The organism is Laedolimicola ammoniilytica (genome assembly GCF_025567165.1).
Classification (GTDB): Bacteria; Bacillota; Clostridia; order Lachnospirales; family Lachnospiraceae; genus Laedolimicola; species Laedolimicola ammoniilytica.
On the sequence record NZ_JAOQKC010000012.1, the window covers coordinates 1 to 15,340 of the forward strand.

General features: G+C 55.9%; 19 protein-coding genes and 1 pseudogene. 19 read left to right on the top strand and 1 reads right to left on the bottom strand.

The window, feature by feature from the left end:
- The 19 genes and pseudogenes from OCV63_RS09800 to OCV63_RS09890 all read left to right on the top strand — a co-directional run.
- The coding region (locus OCV63_RS09800) for a recombinase family protein (protein WP_158363654.1) at nucleotides 1-1,373 on the top strand (1,373 nt) is incomplete at its 5' end.
- 91 nt (nucleotides 1,374-1,464) lie between these two features.
- Nucleotides 1,465-1,545, top strand: a pseudogene (locus tag OCV63_RS09805) (Maff2 family mobile element protein); the annotation flags it as partial.
- Between the two features lie 9 nt (nucleotides 1,546-1,554).
- Nucleotides 1,555-2,421: a VirB6/TrbL-like conjugal transfer protein, CD1112 family gene (locus OCV63_RS09810; RefSeq protein WP_158363655.1), complete on the top strand. Its 867-nt coding sequence runs from the start codon at nucleotides 1,555-1,557 to the stop codon at nucleotides 2,419-2,421.
- Between the two features lie 53 nt (nucleotides 2,422-2,474).
- Nucleotides 2,475-3,023: a septation protein SpoVG family protein gene (locus tag OCV63_RS09815; RefSeq protein WP_158363656.1), complete on the top strand. Its 549-nt coding sequence runs from the start codon at nucleotides 2,475-2,477 to the stop codon at nucleotides 3,021-3,023.
- On the top strand, nucleotides 3,013-3,807 hold the full coding sequence (locus tag OCV63_RS09820; protein ID WP_158363657.1) for a DNA-methyltransferase: 795 nt from the start codon (nucleotides 3,013-3,015) through the stop codon (nucleotides 3,805-3,807). Before OCV63_RS09815 ends, OCV63_RS09820 begins: the two co-directional genes overlap by 11 nt.
- Nucleotides 3,804-4,508, top strand: coding sequence for an MT-A70 family methyltransferase (locus OCV63_RS09825; protein ID WP_470365369.1), 705 nt, complete (start codon nucleotides 3,804-3,806; stop codon nucleotides 4,506-4,508). Before OCV63_RS09820 ends, OCV63_RS09825 begins: the two co-directional genes overlap by 4 nt.
- The gene (locus tag OCV63_RS09830) at nucleotides 4,496-4,891 is read left to right on the top strand and encodes a PrgI family protein (RefSeq protein WP_158363658.1); all 396 of its coding nucleotides are present in this window, start codon (nucleotides 4,496-4,498) and stop codon (nucleotides 4,889-4,891) included. Before OCV63_RS09825 ends, OCV63_RS09830 begins: the two co-directional genes overlap by 13 nt.
- Nucleotides 4,839-7,208, top strand: coding sequence for a VirB4-like conjugal transfer ATPase, CD1110 family (locus tag OCV63_RS09835; protein ID WP_334308308.1), 2,370 nt, complete (start codon nucleotides 4,839-4,841; stop codon nucleotides 7,206-7,208). Before OCV63_RS09830 ends, OCV63_RS09835 begins: the two co-directional genes overlap by 53 nt.
- Nucleotides 7,189-9,000, top strand: coding sequence for a C40 family peptidase (locus OCV63_RS09840; protein ID WP_158363659.1), 1,812 nt, complete (start codon nucleotides 7,189-7,191; stop codon nucleotides 8,998-9,000). The genes OCV63_RS09835 and OCV63_RS09840 overlap by 20 nt, the downstream gene beginning before the upstream one ends.
- Nucleotides 9,001-9,013: 13 nt before the next feature.
- Nucleotides 9,014-9,268: a DUF4315 family protein gene (locus OCV63_RS09845; protein WP_158363660.1), complete on the top strand. Its 255-nt coding sequence runs from the start codon at nucleotides 9,014-9,016 to the stop codon at nucleotides 9,266-9,268.
- Between the two features lie 2 nt (nucleotides 9,269-9,270).
- On the top strand, nucleotides 9,271-10,014 hold the full coding sequence (locus OCV63_RS09850) for a DUF4366 domain-containing protein (protein WP_158363661.1): 744 nt from the start codon (nucleotides 9,271-9,273) through the stop codon (nucleotides 10,012-10,014).
- On the top strand, nucleotides 10,011-10,187 hold the full coding sequence (locus OCV63_RS09855) for a hypothetical protein (RefSeq protein ID WP_262670778.1): 177 nt from the start codon (nucleotides 10,011-10,013) through the stop codon (nucleotides 10,185-10,187). Before OCV63_RS09850 ends, OCV63_RS09855 begins: the two co-directional genes overlap by 4 nt.
- Before the next feature lie 4 nt (nucleotides 10,188-10,191).
- Nucleotides 10,192-10,560: a cysteine-rich VLP domain-containing protein gene (locus tag OCV63_RS09860; RefSeq protein ID WP_005933611.1), complete on the top strand. Its 369-nt coding sequence runs from the start codon at nucleotides 10,192-10,194 to the stop codon at nucleotides 10,558-10,560.
- 162 nt (nucleotides 10,561-10,722) lie between these two features.
- Nucleotides 10,723-11,679 carry a hypothetical protein gene (locus OCV63_RS09865; RefSeq protein ID WP_158363662.1) on the top strand — a complete coding sequence of 319 codons (957 nt, stop codon included), beginning with the start codon at nucleotides 10,723-10,725 and terminating at the stop codon, nucleotides 11,677-11,679.
- A 13-nt stretch (nucleotides 11,680-11,692) separates the two neighbouring features.
- Nucleotides 11,693-12,289 (top strand): defense against restriction DarA-related protein, encoded by a 597-nt coding sequence (locus OCV63_RS09870; RefSeq protein WP_158363663.1) that lies wholly within the window; start codon nucleotides 11,693-11,695, stop codon nucleotides 12,287-12,289.
- 10 nt (nucleotides 12,290-12,299) lie between these two features.
- A complete protein-coding gene (locus OCV63_RS09875) occupies nucleotides 12,300-12,470 on the top strand; it encodes a DUF4316 domain-containing protein (RefSeq protein WP_005933602.1) in 171 nt (56 codons plus the stop codon).
- The gene (locus OCV63_RS09880; protein ID WP_158363664.1) at nucleotides 12,467-12,814 is read left to right on the top strand and encodes a plasmid mobilization protein; all 348 of its coding nucleotides are present in this window, start codon (nucleotides 12,467-12,469) and stop codon (nucleotides 12,812-12,814) included. Before OCV63_RS09875 ends, OCV63_RS09880 begins: the two co-directional genes overlap by 4 nt.
- A gap of 163 nt (nucleotides 12,815-12,977) precedes the next feature.
- Entirely contained in the window at nucleotides 12,978-13,265 is a 288-nt protein-coding gene (locus tag OCV63_RS09885; protein ID WP_158363665.1) for a CD1845 family protein, read from the top strand.
- Nucleotides 13,266-13,406: 141 nt separating this feature from the next.
- Nucleotides 13,407-14,753, top strand: a complete 1,347-nt coding sequence (locus tag OCV63_RS09890) for a relaxase/mobilization nuclease domain-containing protein (RefSeq protein WP_158363760.1) — start codon at nucleotides 13,407-13,409, stop codon at nucleotides 14,751-14,753.
- Between the two features lie 205 nt (nucleotides 14,754-14,958).
- Here OCV63_RS09890 and OCV63_RS09895 read toward each other — a convergent pair whose 3' ends face one another.
- Entirely contained in the window at nucleotides 14,959-15,315 is a 357-nt protein-coding gene (locus OCV63_RS09895) for a helix-turn-helix transcriptional regulator (protein ID WP_025579572.1), read from the bottom strand.
- Nucleotides 15,316-15,340: the final 25 nt, after the last annotated feature.

A 15,340-nucleotide genomic window follows, 5' to 3' on the forward strand; every position in this document is an offset into this window, starting at 1 on the left:
GACTGGGGCGGAACTATCTGCAAACCGGGCATTTGATTGAGGACTTTTTCCCAAGAAACGGTGTCCGCTATATCGCCATGAATGACGGTATCGACACCCTGCGGGATAACAACGATATTGCCCCGTTCAAGAATATCCTGAACGAGATGTACAGCAAGGATATTTCCAAGAAAGTCCATTCCTCTTATCTTCTGAAAGCGCAGAAAGGACAGTTTACCGGGTGTCTTGCCCCGTTTGGGTATCGGAAAGACCCGGAGGACAAAAACCATCTGCTCATTGACGAGGAAACCGCCCCGATTGTGCGACTGATTTTCGGATATGCCCTGAACGGTCATGGTCCGAACTATATCCGCAGACGGCTGGAGGAAGAAAAAATCCCCTGCCCCACATGGTGGAACCGGGAACGGGGGCTTCGCAATACCCGCACCAAATGGGAAAAGAAAGACCCGGAAAATGGGCGGTATATGTGGGACTTCTCCGTTATCAAAGATCTTTTGATGAATCCCGTCTACACCGGGGCGATTGCTTCCCAGAAAAAGGACTACCGCTTCAAAATCGGCACGATTGGGGAAAAGAAGCCGGAGGACTGGATTGTGGTGGAGGGACAGCATGAACCGCTGATTGACCGCATGAGCTTTGACATTGTGCAGAATAAGCTGAAATCCCGCCAGCGTCCGGGGCAGACCAATGAAATCAGCCTGTTTGCCGGACTGATAAAATGCGGCGAGTGTGGGAAGTCGCTGACGGTACGCTACACAAACGCAAAACATCCTCAGCAGATTTATTCCTGCAAGACCTACAATGCCTTTGGAAAGAACCACTGCACCCAGCATCGGATTGACTATGACACCCTTTACAGCCATGTGCTGCGGAAAATCCGGGAATGTGCCAAAGCTGCCCTGATGGACGGGGAAGCGGTTGCCGACCGCCTGACCAATACCTGTGAAGCCGAGCAGCGGGAACAGCGGGAAGCAATGGAACGCTCCCTTACAAGGGACGAGGAACGGATTGAGGTTCTGGACAAAATGGTAATGCGGCTTTATGAGGATATGATTGCAGGGCGTATCAGTGAACAGAATTTCAACACCATGCTGGAAAAGACACAGACCGAGCAGACGGAGCTTAAAACAAAAGTGTCCGAGGGCAGAAAGCGGCTGTCCGATGAAGTCCAGCTTGCCAATGACGCAAAACAATGGGTGGAAGCCATTCAGGAATACGCCAACATCACAGAGCTGGACGCAGCCACCCTCAACCGCTTAATCAAAGAAATCGTCGTGCATGAGCGCATTGACGAAGATAAAACAAGACATATTTCTATCGAAATTCATTTTAATCTCAAACCCATCCCGGAGGTGGAACAGGTCACTGCCTGACCTGTCCCGCCGGGACGGTTCTCTTAAAAACACCATATAGATTTTTTGTACGCCGCCGCCCGCCATCGAGCAGAGTTTTTACACCTAATTGGGGATAAAACAGCTCATGGCTGGCGGCGGCATCATCCTTTTGGGAACCACGCTGATCCCCCTGCTGTCTGGCTTGTTCTAAGGAGGGCTTATGGATTTTCTCACCGACTGGCTCACGAACTGGCTGAAAGAGCTGTTGATCAGCGGTATCATGGGGAACCTCGAAGGGCTCTTTGATACCGTCAATGCCAAAGTCGGAGAGATTGCGGTACAGGTAGGGACTACCCCGGCGGCATGGAACGCCGGGGTTTTCTCCCTTATCCGCCAGCTTTCCGAAACGGTGATCCTGCCGATTGCCGGATTGGTGCTGACCTTTGTTGCCACCTACGAGCTGATACAGATGCTTTTGGAAAAGAACAATATGCACGAGTTTGATGTGGCGAATATCTACAAATGGGTATTCAAAACCGCTTGTGCCATCCTCATTCTTTCCAACACCTTTGATATTGTCATGGCGGTGTTCGATGTGTCGCAGAGCGTGATTGCGGATGCGGCGGGGCTCATTCAGGGCTCCACCGACATTACGCCGGATATGCTGGCGGAGCTGGAAACCACGCTGGAGGGCATGGAATTGGGGCCGCTCCTTGGCCTGTGGCTCCAGTCCTCTGTGATCGGGCTGACCATGCAGATCATGGGGATCATCATTTTTGTTCTGGTGTACGGAAGAATGATTGAAATATATTTAATGACCAGTCTGGCCCCCCTTCCCGTTGCCACGCTTTCCAACCGGGAGCTGGGCGGTACAGGGCAGAACTACCTAAAATCCCTGTTCGCCGTGGGCTTTCAAGGGATGCTCATACTGGTCTGTGTTGCGATCTATGCGGTGCTCATCCAGGGCATCGCCACAGGCGGCGATCCGATTGGAGCGATATGGGGAACCGTGGGCTATACGGTTCTTTTGTGCTTCATGCTGTTTAAGACAGGCGGCATCGCCCAGCGCATCTTCGGGGCGCATTAAACGGACGGACTTCGGGACAATTTGTCCCGAGGCCGGGAAAGGAGGAAACGATTTTGGATAAGGATGTCATATTAACCCCGGAACAGATCGCCGCCGAGGAGCGGCGCTGGCTGTTCGATGCGCCGATTGCGGAGCTGGCCGAGGTAAAAGGCGTGACGGTGGACGAGGCAGTTAAGCTGCGGACGGACGCAATTTTGCAGGAGGCCGCTGTTCCCATCGAAGTCACGGTTCGCCCGATTGAGCCCCAGGGCAAGCTCATCGGCTTTGCCAGCGTCAACTATGGCGGTGTAGTGATTGACGATTTCAAGGTGGTGGATGGTAAGAACGGAATTTTCCTCGGGGCTCCCAGCAAACCCGATCCCACCAGCAGGACGGGCTACCGCTCCACAGTGCGGATCAATGACCGAGCCACCCAGGAGCGGCTCAATGCGGCGGGAGCCCAGGCGTACCATTCAGCGGTGGAAAAGCTCATCGCCCGGGCCGAGGCAGTCCGCCCCACCCCGATCAAGGAGCAGATGGCACAGGCCGCAAGGGAGGCCGGGAAGGAAAATGCCGCCCGAACTGCCCCAGTAAAGAAGAAGGAGGCCCGGGATGACAGGTGATGTGACCTCGAGACAAATTGTCCCGAAGTCTCCAGCCTGCCCGGAGGGGCTGTTTTTGATGGACGGGATTGAAGGGCTGCGCTCTTTGCCGAAGCACTCGGTTGATATGCTCCTTACCGATCCGCCCTATGGCACTACCCGGAACTTTTGGGATGTGCCGCTCCCGCTCCCGGAGCTGTGGGAGGCGGTCAAGTGGGCTGTCAAGCCGGATGGCGCAGTGCTGTTTTTCGCACAATGCCCCTATGATAAGGTGCTGGGGGCATCCAACCTCTCTATGCTCCGCTATGAATGGGTGTGGTACAAAAGCAGGTGTACTGGCTTTCTCAACGCAAGGCGGGCTCCCCTAAAGCGGACGGAAAACATTCTGGTGTTTTATCAAAAATTGCCCTATTACGATCCGCAGTTTGAACAGGGCAAGCCCTATAAGAAAATTTCCCAGACAGGGGACAACAGCCCCAACTATGGAAAATTCCTGCGTTCCAGCAGCGGATCAGAGGATGGCCTTCGTTTCCCCGGAAACCTGCTGGCCTTTTCTTCCGTACAGCGCACCGTCCACCCTACGCAAAAGCCCGTGGAGCTGTGCGAGTATCTCATCAGAACCTATACCCGGCCCGGGGAGGTAGTGGCAGACATCTGCGCTGGCTCCGGCACGACTGCTGTGGCTGCTGTCAATACGGGCCGCCGCTTTGTATGCTTTGAAACCGCCCCGGCCTTTTACGCCCCAGCTACAGAACGCATCCGGCTGGCTACTGAGGCAGTCAAAGCCGGGCAGAAAGGAGTATGACTATCGGAAACTATTCTATCATTTACGCTGATCCCCCTTGGCAGTACCAGCGCAGTAAGGTACAGGGGGCGGCAGAAAACCATTATCCCACAATGGGGATTGACGAGCTGTGTGCGCTCCCGGTGGCTGATCTGGCCGCCCCGGACAGCGCACTTTTTTTGTGGGCGACTTTCCCCCAGCTCCCGGAGGCCCTGCGGCTCATAGAGGCGTGGGGCTTCCGCTATAAGTCGGTGGCCTTTGTCTGGCTGAAAAAGAATAAAAGGGCTGACAGTTGGTTTTATGGCCTTGGCTTCTGGACGAGGGGAAATGCGGAGATCTGCCTGCTGGCTACCAGGGGCCATCCCAAACGGCAGGCGGCAAATATCCATCAGTTTATCATTTCCCCGATTGAAGCCCACAGCAAAAAGCCGGACGAGGCCCGGGAAAAGATCGTGGCCCTTATGGGCGACCTGCCCCGGGTGGAGCTCTTTGCCAGACAGTCCCCGCCCGGCTGGGAGGTGTGGGGAAATGAAGTGAAAAGCACGATCCCGGACTTTGGGCTCATGGGGCCCCCGCAAAATCAGCGATTTTGTGGGGAGAGGAGGAACAACGGAGCGGACGGACTTCGGGACAAAGTGTCCCGAGGTAGTCAAGCGGAGTTTGTGACGACGAGTCCCGAGGTTAAAGGAGCCGGAAAGGAGGCTGATCCATGCCCTATGTGAATGTACCCAACGACCTGTCAAAAGTAAAAACCAAAATGGCCCTAAACCTTACCAAGCGCCAGCTCATCTGTTTTGGCTGTGCGGCGGCGGTAGGCATCCCGTCCTATCTGCTGGCCCGGGGCTCTATCGGTAATACCGGGGCCATGTTCCTTATGCTGACCGTGATGCTCCCGGCGTTTCTTCTGGCCATGTATGAAAAAGACGGGCTCCCGGCGGAAAAGGTGCTGAAAAACATCATACGGGCCCGGTTTCTGCGTCCCGGAGTCAGGCCCTATCAGACACAAAACATTTACGCCCCCTTTGCCGGACGGGGCGCTGTGAGAAAGGAGGATGCGATTGCGAAAGGCAAATCAAACCAGCGGAAGAAAAACCGCAAAGGCTAAAAACAGGGCGGCCCTGTCCGCCCAGCAGACGATCCCCTATGTGGCGATGCACCCGGACGGGGTATGCAAGCTCCCCGGCGGGCTCTACACAAAGACCGTGGAATATGAGGACATCAATTATTCCGTGGCATCCACCGAGGATCAGACTGCGATCTTTGGCGGCTGGAGCTCATTCCTCAACTACTTTGACAGCTCCCTGCCGTTCCAGCTTTCCTTTATCAACCGCCGCTCCCACTCCCGGAGCCGCTATAAGGTAAACATTCCCCAGGCGGATGATGATTTTAACAGCGTCCGGGAGGAATTTACCGGGATGCTGAAAAATCAGATCGCCCGGTCTAACAACGGGATTGAACGCTCCAAGTACATTACTTTCGGCATCCCAGCCGGAGGGATCGTGGAGGCCCGGCCCCGTCTGGAGCGTGTGGAGGCCGATGTGATGGGCAACTTTAAGCGGCTGGGTGTTCCCTGTGAACCGATGGACGGGCGGGCAAGGCTGGCCCTGCTTCACAGCCAGATGCATCCGGGCAACCGGGAACCGTTCCGCTTTTCATGGAAGGACATCCCGCAGACGGGGCTCGGCACCAAGGACTATATCGCCCCGGACAGCTTTGACTTCCGGCACTCCCGCCTGTTTCGGGTGAGCCAGTATTGGGGCGCTGTTTCCTACTTGCAGATTTTAGCGTCTGAGCTCTCGGATAAACTGCTGGCAGAAATTCTGGAGCTGGATGCGGAAATGACCGTAACCCTCCATATCCAGACGGTGGATCAGCTAAAGGCCATCAAAACCATCAAGGGAAAAATCTCCGACATCGGGAAAATGAAGGTGGAGGAACAGCGGAAGGCTGTCCGGGCCGGGTATGATCCCGACATTCTCCCGCCCGACCTCATTACCTTTTCCAAGGATGCGGCGGAGCTCCTTGCCGACCTCCAGTCCCGCAACGAGAGGATGTTCCTTTTGACTTTTACGGTAGTCAATATGGCCCCTACCCGCCAGCGGCTGGAAAATGATGTGTTTACCGTGGGCGGCATCGCACAGAAATACAACTGCGCCCTCAAGCGGCTGGACTGGCAACAGGAGCAGGGCTTTGTGTCCTCGCTGGCCCTCGGCTACAACGAAGTGGAGATCCAGCGTGGTATGACAACCAGCTCCACGGCAATTTTTATCCCCTTTATGACAAGGGAGCTGCGGATGGACGGGCAGGCCCTCTACTATGGCATGAACGCCCTTTCCCACAATGTCATTATGGCTGACCGCAAAAAGCTGAAGTCGGCCAACGGAATGTACCTCGGCTCTACGGGCTCGGGAAAATCCTTTGCGGCAAAGCGGGAACTGCTCAATGTCTTTCTGACCATTCCCCAGGATCGGATTATCATTGTTGATCCGATGGGCGAATATGCCCCGCTGGTTCGCAGGCTGGGCGGACAGGTGATCGAGATTGCCCCGGACAGCCCCCACCACCTAAACCCGATGGATGTGGAGCTTAACATGGCCGCCGGGGAGAGCCCTCTTTCCATGAAGGCGGATTTCCTGCTTTCCCTGTGTGAGCTGGTGGTAGGCGGAAAGGAAGGCTTACAGCCCATCGAAAAAACAGTTGTTGACCGCTGTGTGCGGCTGGTGTACCGGGAACAGGCCCTTGGGCTTGATACGGGAAAAACCCCGCTTTTGCAGGACTTGTACGAGGAGCTCTTGAAACAGCCGGAGCCCGAGGCCCGGCGTGTGGCAACTGCCCTTGAACTCTACTGCACCGGCTCCCTCAACCTGTTTAACCATCCCACGAATGTGAAAACCGACAGCCGGGTGGTGTGTATCGTGCTGAAAAACATGGGAGAAAACCTCCGCAAGATCGCCATGCACATCACAAATGAATTTGTGTCCCAGGCGGTAGATACCAACTTCCGGGAGGGCGTGGCGACATGGTGCTACTTCGATGAGTTCCATGTCCTGCTCCGTGATCCGCTGACCGCCAGCTATTTTGTGGCGGTGTGGAAAATGCTGAGAAAGAAAGGCTGCGTTCCCAGCGCCCTCACGCAGAATGTGAAAGACCTTCTGGCCAGCCGGGAGATCGAGAACATTCTGGATAACACCGACTTTATGATTTTGCTCTCGCAGGCGCAGAGTGACCGGGCGATTTTGGCAAGACAGCTCGGTATTTCCGAGCACCAGCTTTCCTACATTACCCACTCTAATTCCGGCGAGGGCCTGCTGTTTTACGGGAATGTGACCATCCCGTTTGTGGATCGGTTCCCGAAGGGGGAAATCTATGACCTCTTAACCACCCGACCGGAGGATATGAAGAATGAAGCGAAAACCGAATAAACCACGCCCGGAGGCCCAAACGCATACCGAACCCGGAAACGGGGCTGCCGAGCCCGGCGGCTCTGCTTTTGGGGCTGGCTCTGAACAGGAGCCCGGGGCGGCTGGCACTTCGGGACAAAGTGTCCCAAAGATGGGGAACCCCGCAAAGTCGGATGACTTTGTGGGGAGAGGAGGAGCAACGGAGCGGGCGGATTTTGGTGGCAACGCCGCCAAAGGAGCTAAAGCGAAGTTTGCGACGACGAAGTTCCGGCAGAAAAGCCAGCAGGAACAAGCGGCGGCATCCAAGCTCCGCATGGAAAAGCGGGGCGAAAAACGGGAGGCCGCCCGGGAAAAGCTGGCAAAGCAGAAGCCGCCCAAACAAAAAGGCCCGATCCGTAAGGCGGCGGGAGCCGCCGGATGGGGCGTTCACGGCTTTGTGCATGGCAAGCTCTACGAGGTGGAGCAGGAAAATGTGGGAACCGAAGGGGCCCACCGCTCGGAGCTTGCCGGGGAGGTTGTCCTGCGGCATGGCTCCCGGTTTGTAAAACGCAAAGTCCGGGAGCATCCGGCAAGGGCGGCCAGCCGGGCCGAGGCCAGGTATCAGAAAGCGGCGGCGGATTATCATTTCCACACCGCCGCACAGGAGCACCCGGAGCTTTCCAAAAACTATTTTACCCGGTACTGGCAGAAACAGCGGCTTAGAAGGCAATACCAGAAGCGGGCGAAGGAGGCCGCAAAACAGAGCGCAAAAGCCGCCGGGAAAACAGCCGCCGCCACGGAAAAGCTGACAGCCCGGGCCGCCGGGTTTGTAAAGCGCCATCCAGTCGGATGCCTGCTGGCGCTGGCCTGTGTCCTTGTGATCGTCCTGCTCCAGTCCTGTTCGTCCTCTCTGGTGTCCATCGGCAACGCCGGAGCCGGGGCGCTGGGAGCCACCACTTACCCCTCTGAGGATGAGGCGATTTTAGGGGCGGAGGCGGCTTATGCCGGGCTGGAGACAGAACTGCAAACCTACCTTGATACCTACGAAAGCACCCACGATTATGACGAGTACCACTTCGATCTGGATGAGATCGAACACGATCCCTATGTGCTCATTTCCCTGCTGTCGGCGCTCCATGAGGGGGAATGGACGCTTTCACAGGTGGAGGACTCCCTGCAAATGCTCTTTGACCGCCAGTATATTCTGACGGAGCGTGTGGAGGTGGAGACACGCTATGACAGCGACGATGAACCCTATTCGTGGTACATCTGCTATGTGACGCTGGAAAACAAAAACCTGTCCCACCTGCCTGTTTCCCTGTTGAGCGAAGAACAGATGTCCCGGTACTCCATCTATATGTCCACCCTCGGCAACCGTCCCGACCTGTTTCCCGACTCCCCCTATGTGGACAAATACATTACCAACCCGCCGGAGGGCTATGAGGTTCCGGGGGAATATCTGGACGATGAAACATTCGCCGCTATTTTCTCGGAGGCAGAGAAATACATCGGCTATCCCTATGTGTGGGGCGGCTCCAGCCCGTCTACATCCTTTGACTGCTCCGGCTATGTGTCATGGGTGATCAATCATTCCGGCTGGAATGTGGGCCGCCTTGGGGCGCAGGGGCTTTACAACATCTGCACCCCGACCAGCTCCCCAAGGCCCGGCGACCTTGTGTTTTTCAAGGGAACCTATGATACCCCGGGCGTGAGCCACTGTGGGATTTATGTAGGCGATGGGCGGATGCTCCATTGTGGCGATCCCATCGGATATGCAAACTTAAATACAAGCTACTGGCAGTCTCATTTTTACGCCTACGGGCGTTTACCATGATTGGAGGTCATTTATGGCAACGGCAAAAAGCATGAAAATCCAGACCGAGATTGATAAGGTCAAGGCCAAAATCAGCGAACAGCAGGCCCGGCTCAAGGAGCTGGAGCAGAAAAAGCTGGAGGCGGAAAACAGCGAGATCGTGGACATCGTGCGTGGCATGAGCATCCCTCTTGCGGAGCTGCCCCTGCTGTTTGAAAAGCTGAAAGGCGGCGGGGCTTTGGGACAAAGTGTCCCGAAGTCCGAGGATGAGGAAAAGGAGGAAAACTGAATATGAAACGGTTTCGAGTTTTGACAGCGGCGCTTTGTGCCGCTGTTTTGTTATGCGGCTTTAGTGTTCCCGCCTATGCCTACGCAGATGGCGGCGAGGGTGAGGACTACGGCGATCCCACAATGGAAACCCCGGCCCCGGAGCCGACCATTACGCCGGGCGAGGGATTTTCCGAGGAGGGAAACCTTGTAACCCGTGATCTGCTCTATGACGAGCACACCAACAAGCAGTTTATTACCGTCCAGACCAGCGGCGGCAATACCTTTTACATTGTCATTGATTACGACAAGCCCGTGGACGAGGAAGGCGAACAGTATGAAACCTACTTTTTCAGCGTTGTGGATGAGGGAGATCTGCTGGCCGCAGCCGAGGCCGCTGGCGTGGAACAGGCGGTCTGCTCCTGTCCGGAGAAATGTGCGGCGGGGGCTGTCAATACCGACTGCCCGGTATGCTCTGTCAATATGGGGAAATGCGTAGGTGCAGAGCCGGAGCCCGAGCCTGCCCCGGAGCCGGAGCCGGAACCCGAGAAGCCGGGCAACGCCGGGATGATCCTTTTGGTGCTGGCTGTCATGGGCATCGGCGGCGGGGCCGCATGGTATTTCAAGATTTACCGTCCGAAACACCAGCAGGCTGACCAACCCGAGAAGGACGATGGCGGGGAGTACCCGGGCTATGACGAGTTTGAAGATGACGGCCCCCCGTGGGACGAGGAGGACGAAACCGAAGAAAAGGAGGAAATCAGATGAATTTTACCAGCAGTCCCTTTGAACGAATGATGAAAGAAAAACCCCGTCCCAAGGCTCCCGCTGAGAACAGTCCGCCCAGAGGCTCCGCTTGTTATGGCTGCTGTTACTGGTGGGGGATCGCCTGTGTGTCCTGCTACAAGGAGCTTTTGAAGGCCGAGGCTGGCGGGAGGTGATGGATTGTCCCGTGAACTGACACGCAAAGAAAAGACAGCAATCCGCTCTCTTGTGGTAACATGGTGCGCCAACTATGACCGGGAATACGGATGCCTGCCGCTGGATAGCGATTGCTATATGCTGGGTAAATGCTGGACGGGATCATACTGCCGCTATTTCCGGGAGTCCGTCCTGCCCCTTGATCCGGCGCTGGAAGTGGCTCTTATGAGCGAGGGCCCAAGGCCAGATTTTAAGATATGCCCGGTATGCGGCGGGCCTGTTCCCCCGGACAGGCGGCAGGCGTACTGTTCGGCGGCCTGTGCAAAGAAAGCCCACCGCCGCCAGCAACGGGAATATATGCGGAAAAAGCGGGGTGCATCCGTTGACAATTAGGGCCTGAAAAACCCGCTTATAGCAAGGCTTTCCGGGGCCGTTCCGTTGGCCTGCCGTATCATTCTACGGTATGGCCCCGTTTGCCCCGATGCTGTCAACATCCATACAGCGGGACTTTGGGACAATTTGTCCCGAAGTACCCGCTTTCTGAGAGGAGGAATTATGCCGAAATATTACCCCATCAATGAGGAGGCCGCCCGGCGTGCCAAAAACGCCAACAGCTTTTCCGACTATGTTCCCGGCTCCGCCACCGCCGCTTACCGTGAAATGGTGGATCGGGCCTATACCCTCGGGAAACAGCAGAAAGGGCGTGTCGATCCCATGTACCACGAAAAGATTGACGGGCTCATAGACCGCTATGCCCGCAAGCTGGCGGAGAACATCAACCAGTGCAATCTCATAGATGCCCGTGTACCCTCCATCCTCATCGCCGGAGGCTCCAACTTCCCGGTGCGGAAAAAGGAAAAGCAGAACGCCGCCCGGGATAAGAATATGGGCGAATATATGCAGATCGAGGGCCTGCTGGATAAGGTGCGCTCAACAGGTATGGGCGGGATCAGCGCAGACGATGACCGGGCCGTGGAAAAGCTGGAGGCGAAGCTGGCAGGGCTGGAGGCCATGCAGGAGGAAATGAAAACCGTCAATGCCTACTACCGCAAGCATAAAACGCTGGAGGGCTGTCCCGTCCTGTCCGCCGAGGAAATTGGAAAGCTCCAGTCCTCTATGGCATCCGACTGGCGCAAAAATCCCGTACCCTATCCGTCCTATCTGCTTACCAACAACAACGCCAACATCCGCCGCACACGCCAGCGCATTGAGGATTTGAAAAGCCAGTCGGAATATGCGGGCTGGGCCTTTCCCGGGGGACGGGCGGAAATCAACGAAGGAGAAAACCGCTTGCAGCTCTTTTTTGAGGAAAAGCCATCGGAGGAACAGCGGCGGGAACTGAAAAGCAACGGTTTTAAGTGGGCTCCCAGCCAGGGAGCATGGCAGAGACAGCTTACGAAAAATGCCATCTATGCGGCGGGCCGGATGGAATTTTTGCGCCCGGAGGATGGGCAGAGCCCTTACCAGCTCCAGCCCTTTGCCCGGAAAACGGAAAAGGATGTGACACGATGAAGGAGGTGTATTTGTGGACAAAAATCAAGGCTATTCCATTTTGAAGGCTGTGATGCTGGAAAATGGCAGGGGCTTTGCGCTGGGGCATCATCCCACAGCTCCATCCCCCTATGTCACATGGGCCTGTTACGATGATAAGAACGGCCAGCGGCAGTATGAATGGGGACATTACGGCAACGATCTGGCCGCTATGGAACAGGATTTTTCAGACCGGGTAAAGGACTATCAGCGGCTTTACTATGTGGGGATCGTGCAGACCGAGGCCCCCGGCCTTTACAAATATTACTCTACCCAGCGGCCTGTGGACATCGGGACATTCCCCAAACCGCCCCACAATGCCCCGGATGAGATCGTCAACTATGACCGTCGCATCCCGGTGGAGGGCGGCGCATTTCTGGCATGGGGGCATCTGACTTATACAAGACCGCTGACCGAAAAGGAGGCGTCTGACTATGAGCTCCGTCCTGCCCCCGTCATTTCTGAATTATCCCGAAAAAACGATGACAGGCCCCTCTCGATTGCCCAGCAGATGAAAGAGGCCGGAGCTCTGGCCGAAGCCAGCCAGGGCGATCCCATCCATAAGAAAAAGGCCCCCGACCGGGGCCGATAGGAGGAATTGTATGGAAGAAAGATATAACCCGATGAAAAGTGCGGAGATCGCCACCGAGCACAATTACAATATGCTGGACGGTGTTCTCAATAACCAGGCCCCACCCCCGGAGGAAAAGGAGCTGGATAAGGTTAAGGAACCGCCCCACAAGCGCCGGAGCCGGGAACGGGAGGAACGATGACAAAGAAACGCCGTCGCCCGATCCATCTCCATGTGATGGTGTCCGAGGAGGAGCAGGCCCTTATTCAACAACGCATGGCCGAGACGGGCATCCGCAATATGGGGGCCTATATGCGGAAAATGGCCCTCAATGGCTATGTGCTCCATGTTGACCTCTCGCCCGTCCGGGAGCTGGTATCGCTCCAGCGGCGGTGCTCAAACAACCTCAATCAAGTGGCGGTCCAGGCGAATACCTACGGTGGGATTTACCCCGAGGAGATCGCCGCTCTGCAACGGGACTATGCCGCCCTGTGGGGGCCGCTGTCCGATCTGCTGAAAAAGCTCTCCGCATTAGTGGAGCTCTGATCCTGCCGGGGAGTGGCGTATGCCGCTCCCCGGTTTTCACTACTTTGGGACAATTTGTCCCGAGGTGCTGAAAGCCGGAGGCATCCTTGTTGTCCCTCCCGGACAGAGGTATAATTATCATGTAAGGAACTATAAGCCACACTTTTCAAGGAGGTATCAAGCGATGCGGATCATTCTGAAACTTTTAGCGGCCCCCTTTGTTCTGGTCCTCACGCTCCTTGTGGCAGTATTGAATTTTGCTTTTTCCTTTGCGTCATGGGTGTTCTGCGCCCTGTCCTTTCTCTGTCTGATCGGAGCCCTGTTTGCTTTATTCACGGGGGATCGCTGGGGCATACAGGGGCTTGTGATCGCCTTTGCTGTTTCGCCCTTCGGCCTGCCCGCTGTGGCGGAGTGGCTCATTGACAAGCTGGACAGTCTCAACTACTCGCTAAAGAGTTTTATCATAGGATAACGCTTTGGGACAATTTGTCCCGAAGCCCCCTGCGGCGGCTGGACGGACAGCCGCCGTTTTCTTTTGGAAGGAGGTGTGCTCACGGCTACAACTTATATCCGGCCCTACAAGGTGGCGGCTGGGAAAGGCGCTGTCCAGACAATGGAGGAACGCTTTAACTATGGGCTTAATCCGAAAAAGCTGGGAGCCCTGTCCTCATACCTCTGCGATCCGGCCACGGCTCCCGCTGAGTTTCTGCTGGTAAAGAGCCAGTACCAGGCGGAAATGGGCCGGGCCGTAGAGCGTGGAGCCCTGTTTTTTCAAATCCGGCAGGCGTTCCCACCCGGCGAAGTAACAGCAGAGGAGGCCAACCAGATCGGCTATGAAACAGCCATGCGCTGGACAAAGGGAAAGTATCAGTTTTTTGTCTGCACCCACACAGACAAGAGCCACCTCCACAATCACATTTATTTCAATTCAACGGCCTTTGACCGCTCTCAGAAGTTCCATAATTTTATCGGCTCCAGCTTTGCCCTGCGGCGGCTCTCTGACCGGGTGTGCATTGAGCATGACCTCTCTGTGATCCAAAATCCAAAACAGCACAGCAAGGGCCGGTATCTCCATTATGGCCAATGGATTGGGGAAAAGCCGCCCTCTGCAAAACAGCGGGTGCGGCTGGCCATCGTGGAGTCTCTACAAAAACAGCCCGCCGATTTTCCGGCGTTTCTGAGGCTCATGGAGGAGACCGGCTTTCTGGTAAAGCATGGCCGTGGCGGTGTGATCTCCTTTCTTGCTCCCGGACAGGATAAGCCCACCCGCCTGCGGGCATCTACCCTCGGGGATGGTTTTGATCCCGAGGACATCCGGGCTATGATTGCCGGGGAGCGTCCGATCCTGGAGCTCCCGCAGGAGGCTCCGGCTCCTGCCCGGCGTGTTAATCTGATTATAGACATTCAAGAGCGCATGGCACAGGGCAAGGGACCGGCCTATGAACGGTGGGCCAAGGTTTACAATCTGAAACAGATGGCTGCTGCGCTCCAGTACCTGCGGGAAAATGATTTGATGGACTATGAGGCGCTGGCGGCCAGTACAGAAAAGGCAGTAGAGCGTTTTCACACGCTGTCCGAGGAATTGCGGCAAACGGAGGCGGAGCTGGAAAAGACCTCCGGGCTCATGGCGGCTACTGTGGACTACGCAAAAACCCGGCCTGTGTTTGACGGTTACAAGGCGGCCCGGTACAGTAAAAAATATCTGTCGGAGCATGAGGCGGAGCTTGCCGCTTACCGGGCGGCCCGAGCCACTATGAATGAGCTTTTGGACGGTGCAAAGCTACCGAAGATGGCAGATATGAAAAAGTCCCGCCAGAAATTGGCGGGAAAGAAAAAAGCCCTCTATGCGGAATACCGCAAGGCACAGGCGGATATGCGGCAGGCTGTGGCGGTCAAAGCGAACATTGATCATCTGCTCGGCGTGACGGACGAGCGGGAAAATAAGGCCCAGGAGCGATAGCGACAGGCCGCAGACAACAGGTGCATAGCGCCGGGACTTTGGGACAATTTGTCCCGAAGTCCAGCGGGTTTGGGGAGCTCCCCAACAAGCATTTTCACGGGCCTGCGGCCTGTGAAAATTTCGGAGTGTGGCCACACCCGAATTGCTTGCCATTTAGCGGCACCCCCGAAAAGCCCCCTAAAAACGAGAAAAACGAAGGCCCTTTTTACTTGACCTCCGTTTCTCTGGCTTTTTGTAGTCCCTCTGCTGTGGCCTCCATGACCGTCAATTCCTTTTCGTCCATTGTATTGAGCAGCCTGTCAATATGCTGGCGGCAGTCGCTTTCGCCGTTCTGCCTGTCAGGATAAAAGAACTGGTCTACGGAAATATCCAACAGGGTGACGATTTGGTAAAAGGTGTTCAGGCTTGGATGCTGGCCCCGGTTCTCAAAATACATGATGGAACGAGGGGTACGGTCTACGAGCTGTGCAAGGTATTCCTGTGTCCAGCCTTTCGCCTCTCTCTTGCGCTTGATCTCCCGGCCTAATGCGTGGAAGTCAAGCCGTCTGGTGTCTTGGTACATTCTCATATCACCCCCATATTATTTT

Coding starts and splice junctions, on each gene's coding strand:
- OCV63_RS09885 (WP_158363665.1), top strand. CDS start 12,978: ATGCGGATCATTCTGAAACTTTTAGCGGCCCCCTTTGTTCTGGTCCTC.
- OCV63_RS09895 (WP_025579572.1), bottom strand. CDS start 15,315: ATGTACCAAGACACCAGACGGCTTGACTTCCACGCATTAGGCCGGGAG.
- OCV63_RS09820 (WP_158363657.1), top strand. CDS start 3,013: ATGACAGGTGATGTGACCTCGAGACAAATTGTCCCGAAGTCTCCAGCC.
- OCV63_RS09830 (WP_158363658.1), top strand. CDS start 4,496: ATGCCCTATGTGAATGTACCCAACGACCTGTCAAAAGTAAAAACCAAA.
- OCV63_RS09890 (WP_158363760.1), top strand. CDS start 13,407: ATGGAGGAACGCTTTAACTATGGGCTTAATCCGAAAAAGCTGGGAGCC.
- OCV63_RS09865 (WP_158363662.1), top strand. CDS start 10,723: ATGCCGAAATATTACCCCATCAATGAGGAGGCCGCCCGGCGTGCCAAA.
- OCV63_RS09810 (WP_158363655.1), top strand. CDS start 1,555: ATGGATTTTCTCACCGACTGGCTCACGAACTGGCTGAAAGAGCTGTTG.
- OCV63_RS09840 (WP_158363659.1), top strand. CDS start 7,189: ATGAAGCGAAAACCGAATAAACCACGCCCGGAGGCCCAAACGCATACC.
- OCV63_RS09835 (WP_334308308.1), top strand. CDS start 4,839: ATGCGATTGCGAAAGGCAAATCAAACCAGCGGAAGAAAAACCGCAAAG.
- OCV63_RS09845 (WP_158363660.1), top strand. CDS start 9,014: ATGGCAACGGCAAAAAGCATGAAAATCCAGACCGAGATTGATAAGGTC.
- OCV63_RS09875 (WP_005933602.1), top strand. CDS start 12,300: ATGGAAGAAAGATATAACCCGATGAAAAGTGCGGAGATCGCCACCGAG.
- OCV63_RS09855 (WP_262670778.1), top strand. CDS start 10,011: ATGAATTTTACCAGCAGTCCCTTTGAACGAATGATGAAAGAAAAACCC.
- OCV63_RS09850 (WP_158363661.1), top strand. CDS start 9,271: ATGAAACGGTTTCGAGTTTTGACAGCGGCGCTTTGTGCCGCTGTTTTG.
- OCV63_RS09880 (WP_158363664.1), top strand. CDS start 12,467: ATGACAAAGAAACGCCGTCGCCCGATCCATCTCCATGTGATGGTGTCC.
- OCV63_RS09825 (WP_470365369.1), top strand. CDS start 3,804: ATGACTATCGGAAACTATTCTATCATTTACGCTGATCCCCCTTGGCAG.